The organism is Flavobacterium glaciei, assembly GCF_003350545.1.
GTDB lineage: Bacteria > Bacteroidota > Bacteroidia > Flavobacteriales > Flavobacteriaceae > Flavobacterium > Flavobacterium glaciei.
Genome location: NZ_QQBA01000004.1, coordinates 108715 through 121776 on the forward strand (window position 1 = coordinate 108715; position 13062 = coordinate 121776).

A 13062-nucleotide genomic window follows, 5' to 3' on the forward strand; every position below is an offset into this window, starting at 1 on the left:
AAAGATAAATTTGTTCAGTTTAGAAGCGGTCAAATGGTTACACTTCAGAAATAGAGTCGCTATCTGATACTGGTTTATTAATGTTTTGGGCTATAAACTTCTCAAACAATTGGATGGTTTTGGTATTAATTTCCTCGTATGTAAGTCGGTCTTTAGTTTGGTAAAAAAACATAAAAGAATAGGGTTGGTCCAGATTATCTATCAATAGATGTTTGTTAAGCCGATAGGTTTCGCGTAGAACTCGCTTGAAATAATTGCGATCTACGGCTTTCTTAAAATTCTTTTTAGAAACAGAAACGCCCATTTTTATTTTTTCTCCTTCGTCAAAAGTACCGGCTTTATAGACCAATCGCAACGGATATTTAGATACTGATTTCCCTTCGGTAAACAATAATCCTATGGTGATTTTGCTTTTTAGCTTTTCGTTTTTGGGGTAAGTAAAGTTCATTATAATTGAAAAAAAACATAGATTTTGACTTGCAAAGTTACGATTAAACGTTGAGCCTGTATATTGTTTCGGATTTAAATACCGCTAAAAATATATTTCTTACTTTTACGGCAAATTTTTAAAGCATGCAAAAACTAATATCGTATCCCATTTCCGTAATTTATTATTTGTGTTTTGGTCTTACTTTGGTCATCTTTCATCCAATTCAGTGGGTTTGTTTCCATGTTTTTGGCTATCAAGCCCATAAAAAAAGTGTTGATTATTTGAATTTTTTCTTATTGAAATGCACTAACCTTTTAGGGACAACGTACAAATTTGAAAATGTAGAAAGCATTCCTAAAAATGTTCCATTGATTTTTGTGTCTAATCATCAAAGTATGTACGATATTATTGCAATGATTTGGTTTTTCAGCCGTTTTCATTGTAAATTTGTCAGTAAAATAGAATTAGGAAAAGGAATTCCAAGTGTATCTTTTAATTTGCGACATGGTGGCTCCGTTCTTATTGATCGAAAAGATCCCAAACAAGCCATTCCGGCCATCAAAGGTTTAGGAGAATATATTGAAAAACACAATCGTTCGGCAGTTATTTTTCCGGAAGGAACACGAAGCAAGACGGGTAAACCAAAAGAGTTCTCGCAAACTGGTCTTAAAATTTTATGCAAGAACGCGCCTTCTGCATACGTGGTTCCAGTAAGTATAAACAACTCTTGGAAAATTGTTAAATACGGGTTTTTCCCTTTAGGTTTAGGAAATCGCCTTACCTTTGTAGTACATAAACCTTTAGCGGTTAAGGATTATGATTTTGCTGATCTGATGGTAAAAACAGAAGCAGCAGTTGTTCAAGGAATAAAAATTTAATTTATATATAATGTCAATAAAAAACATTCGATTAGAAGTAATGCAGTTTTTGGAAAAAAACGTAGACAGCTTTGTCGATCAGTATCTAATTCCAGTAGAGAAAATATGGCAACCAACAGATTTTTTGCCTAATTCTCAAAGCGATACTTTTTTTGATGAGGTCAAAGAACTACGTGAAATTGCTAAAGATTTGCCATACGATTTCTGGGTAACTTTAGTGGGTGATACCATTACAGAAGAAGCGTTGCCAACTTACGAATCCTGGTTAATGGACGTAGAAGGGATTGATAATGTAGAGCGCAACGGCTGGTCTAAGTGGATTAGACAATGGACCGGTGAGGAAAATCGTCACGGTGATTTACTAAATAAATACTTGTATTTATCAGGTCGTGTAAACATGCGCGAAGTAGAAATGACAACTCAACACCTTATCAACGATGGTTTTGATATTGGAACCGGAAGAGATCCATACAAAAACTTTGTTTACACTAGTTTCCAAGAATTAGCGACTTATGTTTCTCATAACAGAGTAGCACAAATGGCTAAAAAATATGGCGACAACAAGTTGTCTAAAATGTGCAAAATGATTGCTGGTGACGAGATGCGCCATCATCATGCGTACAGCGAATTTGTAAACCGCATTTTTCAGGTTGATCCAAGTGAAATGATGCTTGCTTTTCAATACATGATGAAAGCAAAAATTGTTATGCCAGCACATTTCTTAAGAGAATCTGGTGAAAAAATCAGTACTGCTTTTGAACAGTTTTCTGATTCTGCACAAAGAATAGGGGTTTATACCGCAGCGGATTATGTAGATATCATGCAAAAATTAATTGATAAATGGGAAATTGACAAAATTTCTGGTTTGACAGATGAAGCAGAAAAAGCGCGTGATTACTTGATGAAATTACCAGGAAGAATGATGAAAATTTCGGAGAGAATGGTTATTCCACAAGAGTCACATATCTTTAAATGGGTAGAGCCAGCAAGACTTTAAATTTTTTGATTTAAGAATATAAAAATGTTGGTTTTTGAAGTTAGTCTTCAAAAGCCAACATTTTTTTTACAAAATAAAACTATGAATAATCCTGATTTAATAAATAAAACAATCCTTTTTGTAAAAGAAAAGTTAGATAATGCAGAGGGCGGACACGACTGGTTCCATATTGAAAGAGTGTTTAAAAATGCTGTTTTAATTGCAAAGAATGAAGATTGTGATGTAACGATTGTTAAGCTTGGAGCTTTGCTTCATGACATTGCTGATAGTAAGTTTCATGATGGTGACGAAAGTATCGGACCAAAAATTGCCCGTGAATTTTTAGAGTCAGAAAACGTCGACGAAGAAATCATTACTCATGTGGTGAATATCATTGAAAATATCTCTTTCAAAGGCGGTAATTTCGAGAAGAAATTCTCTTCCATAGAGTTAGATGTGGTTCAAGATGCAGATCGTTTAGATGCGATTGGTGCCATTGGAATCGCTAGGACATTCAATTATGGCGGATTTAAAAACAGAGCGCTCTACAACCCTAAAATCGCTCCAAATTCGGGCATGACAAAGGAGGAATACAAAAAGAATGATGCTCCAACGCTCAATCATTTCTACGAAAAGTTATTACTTTTAAAAGATAAGATGAATACCGTTACCGGAAAACAAATTGCACTAGAAAGACACCGTTACATGGAAGGATTTCTGGCGCAGTTTTATGCGGAATGGGAAGGGGAAAAATAAAATTTTTGATTGCAGATTAACGATTTTATATTTCAGATGTTTTTTCGATTGCTGATTTTTTAAATCAAAAATCAACAATCGTTAATCAAAGATCTTAAATCGAAATTCCTTTTGCTTTCATTTCTAGAATCACATCCGAAGCATTTTTAAAAGTTGGCGCTTGCTCGATAATAGTTCCCACTCTTTTTTTATTGAGTTTAAAGGTGATATCATTCTCCGTAGTAAACAACAAAGCGGTCAAAAACGGATTATTCATATACGGAGCCAATACTATAAAAGCTTCATCAAGTGTATGAAAACTTTCTATTTCTTCAGTTTTGTAACGTGCCGTAACCGAGAGACTAAACACGTCATTTTCCAATAAAACGGGACGTACATAAATATTTTTTAGTTCTGTATCGCCAATGGTTTTAGCAAGCGTTAGTTTAGCGTAGGTGTGGTTTTCGAAACTTTCTTTTACCTTTTCCCAGAAAAGTACAAATACAGGTTGGAAGGACATATGTTAATTTTTTAGATGATGTGTTATATTCTGAAACGGGTGTGCAAAATTAAGTCTTGTAAATCAAACTATCCATTTTTGAAGAAATATTATTTGAAATTATAATTACTTATAAACTAAAAAGAGAACCAATGTGGCTCTCTTTTGTTATTATTTCCCAGTAAACACTGCTTTTCTTTTCTCTAAAAAAGCAGTTGTTCCTTCTTTAAAATCTTCGGTACCAAAACACTTTCCAAAGGCTTTTATTTCGGCCTCATAGCCGTTTTTTCCTTCTTTGAAATTAGCATTGACCGCTTTTATGGCTTTACCAATGGCATACGGAGAGTTCTTCATTATTTTATTGGCCACACTCACACAGTAGTCTAAAAGTTCGGCTTCAGGAACTACGTGATTCACGAGTCCAATCCTATAGGCGTCTTGTGCCGTTACCATTCCTGCTGTCATAATCATTTCCATCGCACGCCCTTTTCCTATCAATTGTGGCAAACGCTGCGTTCCTCCGTAACCCGGAATTACACCTAGTGACACTTCTGGCAATCCCATTTTAGCATTTTCGGAGGCAATTCTAAAATGACACGCCATTGCTAATTCTAATCCTCCACCCAATGCAAAACCATTGACTGCTGCTATTACTGGAGTTTTTAAATTCTCTATGAAATCAAATAATTTTTCTTGCCCTTCTGCTGCTAGTCGCGTTCCCTCTTCAATCGAGAAATGAGCAAATTCTGAAATATCAGCACCGGCTACAAACGCTTTTTCACCGCTTCCCGTTAAAATAATAACACGAATTTCATCGTTTTTTCCTAAGTTTTTAAAAGCTTTGTTCAAATCTGAAATGGTAGCAACATTCAACGCGTTTAGTTTTGTAGGACGATTAATGGTAATCGTAGCAATGTTATTTTCGGTTGTAATTAAAAGATTTTCGTAGTTCATAGTTGTAATTTAAGAGTTAATTATTGGAAGTGAAACAATGAAAGTCGTTCCTTTTCCAAATTCAGTTTCAAAGGTAATTGTTCCTTTATAATTTTCGATGATGTTTTTTATAATTCCTAAGCCTAGACCCATTCCACTACTCTTGGTGGTGAATTTTGGTTCGAATATTCTATTCATGTCTTTGTGTTGAATACCAATTCCGTTGTCAGAAACGGTGATTAAGACATGATTATTTTCTTTGCGAATGCGAACTAATACTGATTTTTCTACTTGCTGTTCCGGAATGGACTGAATGGCATTCTTCGCTAAATTTGTGATAATCCGGATGAGTTGTGTTCGGTCAATTTTCGAAATAATTTCGGGAGAATCACTGTGAAATTCGATGTATTCTTCGTTGAAAATATCCATGGCGAGTTCTACCACTTCCACCACATTCAAGGTTTCATTTTGCTGCGCTGGCATCGATGCAAAATTTGAAAAAGCCGAAGCCACCGCACTCATGGTGTCAATTTGTTGAATCAAGGTTTCGGAGTAATCGTTCATTTTCTGTTTTACATTGGGATCAGTCGGGTCAAATTTTCGCTGAAAACTCTGTACCGTTAAGCGCATTGGCGTAAGCGGATTTTTGATTTCGTGTGCCACTTGTTTCGCCATTTCGCGCCAAGCTTCTTCACGTTCGCTTTGCGCTAATTTAATGGCACTTTTTTCGAGTTCATCCACCATTCCGTTATACGCTTTTATCAAAAGATTTATTTCCTTGCTATTGGCTTCTAAAACAATTTTTTCGTTTTTTTGGCTCAAACTCGTCTCACTTAATTTGTCAGAGATTGTTTTCAGCGATTTAGTGATGTAAGATGAAAGGAAATACGCTAATGCAAATGCGACGATAAGCATAAAGGAATATACTTGTCCTAGACGGATTAGAAAACTTTTTAATTCGTTCTCGTAATAGCCGTCATCTTCTACATAAGGCAGGTTTAATATTCCTAGCGGTTTAAATTTGTCGTCTTTAATTTGGCTAAAAGCCGAACGGTTCTTTTTACCATCAATTGTTTTAATTTCCACGTATCTTTTTTCGATAGAGGAACGAACTAGTTTTAAAATGTACTTAGGAATTGGAGGTGCTACTTTATCGACAGAAAAGGATTCCTTAGAGGATTTTAGCAGTTTTCCATCTAAACTGTATATGTTGATTTCGATGTTGTGAATGTGTGCTAACTCGTGAATTTTGTCCTTAAAAATCAAATCTAAATTCCCGGAAGTCAATGGGTATGTTGTAGTCGAAAGTAGAAAGTTGATGTGCTGTTTTACTGCATTTTCATTTCGTTCCAAACGCTCTTGATGGTATTCCTTAGCTTCATTTTTAAATTGGATAATAGAGATTGAAGCCAATATCACAGAAGCCATTAATATCAATACGATCATCGAAAGGAAAATCCTGATTCGTAAAGAAAGCATTGCTATTTTGAAGCTTTTGAACATATTTTTTAGTTTACTGCCTCAGTCCCAGTTTACAGTTACAGTTGGAAACCGCAACCGAAAACTGGGAATGAAAACTATTTTTTCTCTCTAATTCTTTTGTAAAATTTAAATCCAAGCATAATTAAAATCGAAAATAAGAAAATCCCAATCACGCCGTAAATCCAATTGACCGCATTTTTTAAAATTACTAAAAAAACCACTGCAAAAAGGATAATTGTCGCACCTTCGTTCCACAATCGCATAAATGTGTTGGTGTATTTTACCTCGTCATTTTGCAATTGATTGAATATTTGTTGGCATTTTGCATGGTATAAATACAGCGCAAATACGAAGCCAAGTTTGACATGCATCCAAGGCATTTTTAACCATGCTTGACCTAAATCCGTAAAAAACAGCATCCAAAAAGCAAAAATACTGGCCAAAACGGCTGATGGCCAGGTGATAATGTACCACAAGCGATAGGTCATTATTTTGTATTGTTTTTGCAATATTTCTTTTTCTGGCGAAGGCTTATCTGCTGCTTCTATTTGGTAAACGAATAAGCGCACAATGTAAAATAATCCTGCAAACCATGTGATTACAAAGATGAGGTGCAGGGATTTAAGGTAATTATAGTATTCCATCGTTAGTTTGAATCAATTTTGTATTCATTTCTTTTTTTAAAAAATAGCCAGTCAATAGTGTTGATAAAACATCAGCAATTGGGAATGCAATCCAGACTCCAAAAATACCTAAAAAATTTGGTAGAATTAGCACTAACGGAATTAGGAAAAATCCTTGTTTGCTTAGTGTCAAAAGCAAAGCTTTTTTTGCCTTTCCCGCCGCTTGAAAATATGCTGCACCAATGAGTTGAACGGCAATAACTGGTGAAGCCGCAAAAACCCAGCGCAAGGCTTCAGGTGTTTGGTCAATCACGAGTGGGTCAGTTGTAAAAATAGCAACGATAGGTTTTGCAAAAATTAAGATTACCACAAAAATCAATGAGGCTAAAATCGCGGCATATAGTATGGAAAGGTGCACACTTTCCTTAACTCTTCCATAATTTCCAGCACCGTAATTATATCCTGCAATTGGCAGAAATCCTTGTGTAATTCCTAGGATAGGGAACAAGGCGAACATTAACATTCGGCTTATAATCCCATAAATAGCTACAGAATGCTCGCCTCCATACGTGTACAAGGTATGATTTAGAATGATGGATAAAATGCTCACGACGCCTTGTCTCGAAAAAGTCACGAAGCTTAATTCCGTAATTTCTTTTACTATGGGCATTCTAAATTTAAAATGCTTCATTTTTAATCGCAACTCACTTTTGAAAACAAAAAACCAAAGCACAAACAAAAAGCAAGTAAAATAGGATATAGCGGTTGCTAAAGCAGCGCCAAACATTCCTAAAGCTAAGTATTTGATAAAAAGAATATCTAATGCGATATTGACAAATGCGGGAATGATCATCGCAACCATTGCAAATTTCGCCTGTCCTTCTGCACGAATAACATTGTTTCCCATCATGCAAAGTGCCAAAAACGGAACGCTAATGATAATTGGAATAAAAAATTCCTTTGCGGGTTTTATGATAGCACCTTTTGCACCAAAAAGGGTCAGCATTTCGTCGCTAAAGAAAAGACCAAATACCACAAAAACTGATGCCAACAGAAATGTCATCATGATTTGATTGCCAAAGGTATGCAATGCTTTTTCCTTATGATTAGCTCCTAATGCTCTGGAAAGTACAGAACCTCCTCCCACACCAATTGCCATTCCTAAAGAAGAAATGAAAAAGGTGATGGGCAAAACTACGGTTACTGCTGCAATGGCCAAAGAACCAATCCATTGACCTACAAATATGGTGTCAATTACGATGTTAACCGACATGAATAAAATCCCAATAGAAGACGGAACTGCTTGTTTTATCAAGAGTTTTTTGATATCTTGAGTTCCTAACTCTTCAGCGGAGAAGGCCAATTAGGCAGTTGTTTTTTCAGAATTAATTTCTTTTGAGATGCTGGAAGAGGTGTTAGACCAGTTTGAAATCCAGTTACTTACTGTTTTACACCAATCATCACTGTCATTTAAACAAGGAATAGCCATAAATTTTTCGCCTCCGTGGTGTAAAAATTCTTCATTAGCTTCCATAGCAATTTCTTCCAATGTTTCTAAACAATCGGATACAAAAGCGGGAGTTACAACAGCCAGATTTTTAATTCCTTTTTCAGGCATTTTGTTTACTTCTACATCCGTGTAAGGTGTTAACCATTTGTCCCCAGCCAAGCGCGATTGAAAAGTCTGACTGTATTTACCTTCTGGAATCCCCAGTAATTTTACCACTTGTTTCGTAGTTTCGTAACATTGGTGACGGTAACAAAATTCATGAGCCGGTGAAGGCGTGTTGCAACACGAACCATCTATTTTGCAATGTGATTTAGTAATATCCGTCTTGCGAATGTGACGTTCCGGAATTCCGTGATAGGAGAATAATAAATGATCGTAATCAAAACCTTCTAAATGACCTTTGATTGAATCTGCAAGGTTTTGTAAGTAATCAGGTTTGTTATAAAAAGCAGGAACAATGGTAAATTTCATTTCTGGGAAATATTTTTTACGGTGTTCTTCAGCTAATTCTAATATTGTGGTCGTAGACGCCATCGCATGTTGAGGGTACAACGGGAAAAGCATTACTTCGTTCACGCCTTTGTCATGTAGTTCTTGTAAACCAGACAATAAAGATGGATTTCCGTAACGCATCGCTAAGGATACAGGAACGTCTACCAATTTTTGCACTTTTTCGTGCATTCTTTTTGATATAACAACTAATGGAGAACCTTCGTCCCACCAAATTCTAGCGTAGGCTGCTGCTGATTTTTTAGGTCTTGTTTGTAATATAATCCCGCGCACTAATAATGCACGTAATAAAAACGGAACATCAATTACATATTTATCCATTAAAAACTCATCTAGATAAGGTTTTACATCTTTTGGAGTTGGACTTTCGGGAGAACCTAAATTAACTAATAATACACCTTTCATATTGTCTTTTTTTGTGAAGCAAAAGTAACTAAACTTGCTTTTTTATACTTTGCGATTAACTATTTTTTATTTATTGTTTAATATACGAAATCAATTGTTTACTGCATATTAGGATTGATAGACATCAAATATTTTTTTGGTGTCGTTGCAAATTTCTTTTTGAATGCCGCTATGAAATGACTTCCGGTACTATATCCTATTTTCAGCCCCACTTCGTTTACGTTATAGGAGCCGCTGTCTAGAAGTTTTCGAGCAAAATCCATTTTATAGTCAAAGAGAAATCCATAAACAGTATCACCATAAATTTGTTTGAAACCCATTTTTAGTTTCTTTAAATTCAAACCTATTTCATCAGCTAGTTCTTGAAGTCCAGGTGGTTCAGCCATGTTAGCGATAATGATTTCTTTGGCTTTTTTGATTTTGATCACATTGTCTTCGTCTATTAAAAACGGACATTGTTCTGCATTTGGGTCTTCGGTTCTATTGAAGTAGAGGCTTAATAGTTCGTAACCTTTTCCTTTATAATACAGGTTCTTTATCGAAGGATGTAAGCTATAATGGAACAGTTGCGATAAAACAATTGCCATCGATGGACTTATATTTCCTTCGTTATAATATTTTTTATCTTTATTATCGGCACTTAAAAATGTAATATAGTCCGCCTCTGTCGAAAATAAAGCGTGAAATTTTTTGATAGATATAATCACAGAAATTACCCACGAATTTGGTGCTAATTCCAGATTTAAAGGCAATTCCTTCTGTGGATTGTACAAAAGCAGTGACTTTTCCTCTTTCAGTTCTAAGGCGTAATTCCCTTGGTTAAAGATAAATTTCGCATTTCCTTTTAATCCAAAATGAAACTGAATCAATCCACTGCTCACTTCACGCTGTGCCTGAAAGGCATCTATTCCGTCATTTTGAAAGCGAATTAACGTAAAATCATCTTCAATTTTTATAATTTCTTGAGAACCCATAGCGATGTTTTTTTAACGTAAAAATGATATTTATCAGTTCGCTTTATTTAGAAACACTCTAAATAAAGCAATTGAAATCAGCTGTTTCTGCTACAAAAATAAGGGTTTTTATAAGAAAACAACGTTTTAAAACTAAAAAATCACATAGCGATACAAAAAGTACTTCTAGCGTTACTTTTATAAACACTATAGTTCTAATTTTGTTTCACTTTCTGGAAAAGTGCAAATATGGAAAATAATAACACATCAAAGCATCACTATTTTTACGCAGTTGGATTAAGTTATAAAAAAGCAGATGCTGAGATTAGAGGTAAGTTTAGTTTAGACGCTGCTGCAAAAACGCGTTTGCTGGAACAAGCTAAGAATGAAGGAATAGAGAGTTTAATAGTCACTTCTACTTGTAATCGTACTGAAATATACGGTTACGCGGAACATCCCTTTCAATTAATCAAATTAATTTGCGAGAATAGTCAAGGCTCTGTTGAATCATTTCAAAAGGTAGGTTTTGTCTATAAAAATCAAGAAGCAATCAGCCATATGTTTCGTGTAGGAACTGGTTTAGATAGTCAGATTTTGGGTGATTTTGAAATTATTGCTCAAATAAAATCCAGTTTTTCACAGTCAAAATCGTTGGGTTTAGCCAATGCTTTTATGGAACGATTGGTTAACGCGGTGATTCAAGCCAGTAAAAAAATAAAAACAGATACGGAAATTAGTTCTGGCGCTACTTCGGTTTCTTTTGCCGCAGTTCGTTATATTATTAACAATGTGCAAGACATTGGAAATAAAAATATTCTCTTGTTTGGTACTGGGAAAATAGGTAGAAACACCTGTGAAAATTTAGTAAAACACACTAAAAACGAACATATTACCTTAATAAACAGAACCAAAGAGAAAGCAGAGAAATTAGCCGGAAAGTTAAATTTAATCGTAAAAGATTATTCGGAACTGCATTTAGAACTACAAAAAGCGGATGTTGTAGTAGTAGCAACCGGCGCACAAAATCCAACTATTGACAAAGCAATTTTGAATCTAAAAAAACCAATGTTGATTTTGGATTTATCGATTCCAAAAAACGTAAATGAAAATGTCGAAGAAATTGATGGTGTTACGCTAATTCACATGGATTATTTGTCACAACTAACAGATGAAACTTTAGAAAACAGAAAAAAACACATTCCCGCTGCTGAAGCGATCATCGAAGAAATCAAAGAAGAATTTATTACTTGGACCAAAGGCAGAAAATTTGCGCCGACAATCAATGCTTTGAAAGCAAAATTGAATGCGATAAAAACATCTGAATTGGATTTCCAAAGTAGAAAGATTTCAAATTTCAATGAAGAGCAAGCGGAGATTATCAGTAACAGAATCATTCAAAAAATAACTACTCATTTTGCTAATCATTTGAAAGATGATGATACTATGGTAGATGAAAGTATTGAATGGATTGAAAAAGTTTTCAAAATAGGAGCGACAACAAGATAATGAGCAAAACAATACGAATAGGAACCCGCGATAGTGAACTCGCGCTTTGGCAAGCCCATACTGTCGAAAAAAAACTAAATGATTTAGGCTATAAAACTGAAATTTTAGCTGTAAAATCGCAGGGAGATATTATCCTTGACAAACCACTTTACGAATTAGGAATCACAGGAATTTTTACTAAAACGCTAGATATTGCCATGATAAATGGTGATGTTGATATTGCGGTGCATTCCATGAAAGATGTTCCTACGGCTTTGCCAATAGGTATTGTACAAGCGGCTGTACTGGAAAGAGCGAATACGTTGGATATTTTGGTACACAAAGGAAATCTTGATTTTCTTGATGGAGAAGGAACAATTGCTACAGGAAGTTTGCGTCGTCAGGCACAATGGCTCAATAAATATCCCAATCACAAAGTGGTAGATTTGCGTGGAAACGTCAACACGAGAATGCAGAAATTGCAGGAAAGCGATTGGAACGGAGCCGTTTTTGCGGCAGCAGGATTGGAGAGAATCAACTTGAAACCTTCTGATTATATCGATTTGGATTGGATGATTCCAGCACCGGCTCAAGGTGCAATGGTTGTTGTTGCGATGGCAAATGATGAATTTTGCAGACAAGCGCTAAACGAACTTAATGATATTGATACCGAAGTTTGCACACATATTGAAAGACAGTTTCTTAAAACTCTCGAAGGCGGTTGTACGGCACCTATTGGCGCTTTGGCAGTTTTTGTAGAAGATGATATTTTGTTTAAAGGTGTTTTATTTTCTATCGATGGAAAGCAAAAAATTGAAATCGAAAAAACCGTACCGATGCATGAATGGAAGAAATTAGGCTTTTATTGTGCCAAAGAAATCTTAGAAAATGGCGGAGCAGAATTGATGACAGCAATTAAAATTAATTTGAAGAAATAATGAGCCAAACAAGCATTTTATCCACTAAAACACTGTCGGCAGAACAAAGGCAAGTATTTCTTGATGCTAATTTTGATCTTCTAGAACAGGATTTCATCGAAATTAAAAACAATCTTTTTGAACTGAAAACAATCAACAACAATTTGATTTTTAGCAGCCAAAATGCTGTTTTAAGTTTGATAGAACAAAATGGTTGGGAAGTTTTAAAGACGAAACCTGTTTTTTGTGTAGGTATTAAAACTAAGGAATTATTGGAATCGCATGGCTTTACAGTGGATGTTTATTTGGATTACGCCTCTGAATTAGCTGAAATAATCACTTTGATTTACAATAAAGAAAGTTATACTTTTTTGAGCGGAAATTTGCGTAAAGAAACGTTACCCGAAGCATTAAAAAGCGCCGGAATAACCTTTAACGAAATTGAAGTGTATCAAACAAAGCTTGCTCCTTTTAAAATATCAGAACAAGAAAATTTTGACGGAATTCTATTTTTTAGTCCATCTGCCGTTGAAAGTTATTTGACAAATAATAAAATCAAGAATGAAGTTTGTTTTTGCATAGGCACTACTACAGCATCAGCATTAGAAACAAAGAAAATTAAAAACATAGTAATTGCCGAAACACCAACTATCGAAGAGGTGATTGAAGAAGTTATTGAATATTATAAAACGGAAAGCATCTAGCAATCTGCTAAAATTTAAATAC

At 35.1% G+C, this 13062-nt stretch carries 14 protein-coding genes; 6 read left to right on the forward strand and 8 right to left on the reverse strand.

Annotated elements, in window-relative coordinates; genetic code table 11:
• Window positions 1–37: 37 nt before the first annotated feature.
• On the reverse strand, window positions 38–448 hold the full coding sequence (rnpA, locus tag DFR66_RS05285) for a ribonuclease P protein component (RefSeq protein ID WP_114753803.1): 411 nt from the start codon (window positions 446–448) through the stop codon (window positions 38–40).
• A gap of 125 nt (window positions 449–573) precedes the next feature.
• Here rnpA and DFR66_RS05290 point away from each other — a divergent pair, with 125 nt between their 5' ends.
• The 3 genes from DFR66_RS05290 (at window position 574) to DFR66_RS05300 (ending at window position 3040) form a co-directional block, all read left to right on the forward strand.
• A complete protein-coding gene (locus tag DFR66_RS05290; RefSeq protein ID WP_114753804.1) occupies window positions 574–1308 on the forward strand; it encodes a lysophospholipid acyltransferase family protein in 735 nt (244 codons plus the stop codon).
• A gap of 10 nt (window positions 1309–1318) precedes the next feature.
• Complete coding sequence (locus tag DFR66_RS05295; protein WP_114753805.1) at window positions 1319–2305, forward strand: acyl-ACP desaturase; 987 nt, start codon at window positions 1319–1321, stop codon at window positions 2303–2305.
• Window positions 2306–2386: 81 nt separating this feature from the next.
• Complete coding sequence (locus DFR66_RS05300; RefSeq protein ID WP_114753908.1) at window positions 2387–3040, forward strand: HD domain-containing protein; 654 nt, start codon at window positions 2387–2389, stop codon at window positions 3038–3040.
• Window positions 3041–3134: 94 nt separating this feature from the next.
• Here the strand turns inward: DFR66_RS05300 and DFR66_RS05305 are convergent, their stop codons facing one another.
• From DFR66_RS05305 to DFR66_RS05335, 7 genes are all read right to left on the reverse strand, one after another.
• Window positions 3135–3539, reverse strand: a complete 405-nt coding sequence (locus tag DFR66_RS05305) for a hypothetical protein (protein ID WP_114753806.1) — start codon at window positions 3537–3539, stop codon at window positions 3135–3137.
• 150 nt (window positions 3540–3689) lie between these two features.
• Window positions 3690–4472: an enoyl-CoA hydratase/isomerase family protein gene (locus DFR66_RS05310; RefSeq protein ID WP_114753807.1), complete on the reverse strand. Its 783-nt coding sequence runs from the start codon at window positions 4470–4472 to the stop codon at window positions 3690–3692.
• Between the two features lie 9 nt (window positions 4473–4481).
• A complete protein-coding gene (locus DFR66_RS05315; RefSeq protein WP_394336344.1) occupies window positions 4482–5954 on the reverse strand; it encodes a sensor histidine kinase in 1473 nt (490 codons plus the stop codon).
• Window positions 5955–6028: 74 nt separating this feature from the next.
• Window positions 6029–6577 carry a CopD family protein gene (locus tag DFR66_RS05320; protein ID WP_114753809.1) on the reverse strand — a complete coding sequence of 183 codons (549 nt, stop codon included), beginning with the start codon at window positions 6575–6577 and terminating at the stop codon, window positions 6029–6031.
• Window positions 6564–7919, reverse strand: coding sequence for an MATE family efflux transporter (locus tag DFR66_RS05325; protein WP_114753810.1), 1356 nt, complete (start codon window positions 7917–7919; stop codon window positions 6564–6566). The genes DFR66_RS05320 and DFR66_RS05325 overlap by 14 nt, the downstream gene beginning before the upstream one ends.
• Window positions 7920–8981: a ferrochelatase gene (gene hemH / locus DFR66_RS05330; RefSeq protein ID WP_114753811.1), complete on the reverse strand. Its 1062-nt coding sequence runs from the start codon at window positions 8979–8981 to the stop codon at window positions 7920–7922. It abuts the gene before it with no gap.
• A 98-nt stretch (window positions 8982–9079) separates the two neighbouring features.
• Entirely contained in the window at window positions 9080–9955 is an 876-nt protein-coding gene (locus DFR66_RS05335; protein ID WP_114753812.1) for a helix-turn-helix domain-containing protein, read from the reverse strand.
• Between the two features lie 228 nt (window positions 9956–10183).
• Here DFR66_RS05335 and hemA point away from each other — a divergent pair, with 228 nt between their 5' ends.
• The 3 genes from hemA to DFR66_RS05350 are packed head-to-tail and all read left to right on the forward strand — an operon-like array spanning window position 10184 to window position 13040.
• Entirely contained in the window at window positions 10184–11440 is a 1257-nt protein-coding gene (gene hemA, locus DFR66_RS05340) for a glutamyl-tRNA reductase (RefSeq protein ID WP_114753813.1), read from the forward strand.
• Entirely contained in the window at window positions 11437–12357 is a 921-nt protein-coding gene (gene hemC / locus DFR66_RS05345) for a hydroxymethylbilane synthase (protein ID WP_114753814.1), read from the forward strand. The genes hemA and hemC overlap by 4 nt, the downstream gene beginning before the upstream one ends.
• A complete protein-coding gene (locus DFR66_RS05350; RefSeq protein WP_114753815.1) occupies window positions 12357–13040 on the forward strand; it encodes a uroporphyrinogen-III synthase in 684 nt (227 codons plus the stop codon). Before hemC ends, DFR66_RS05350 begins: the two co-directional genes overlap by 1 nt.
• The last annotated feature ends 22 nt before the right edge of the window (window positions 13041–13062 follow it).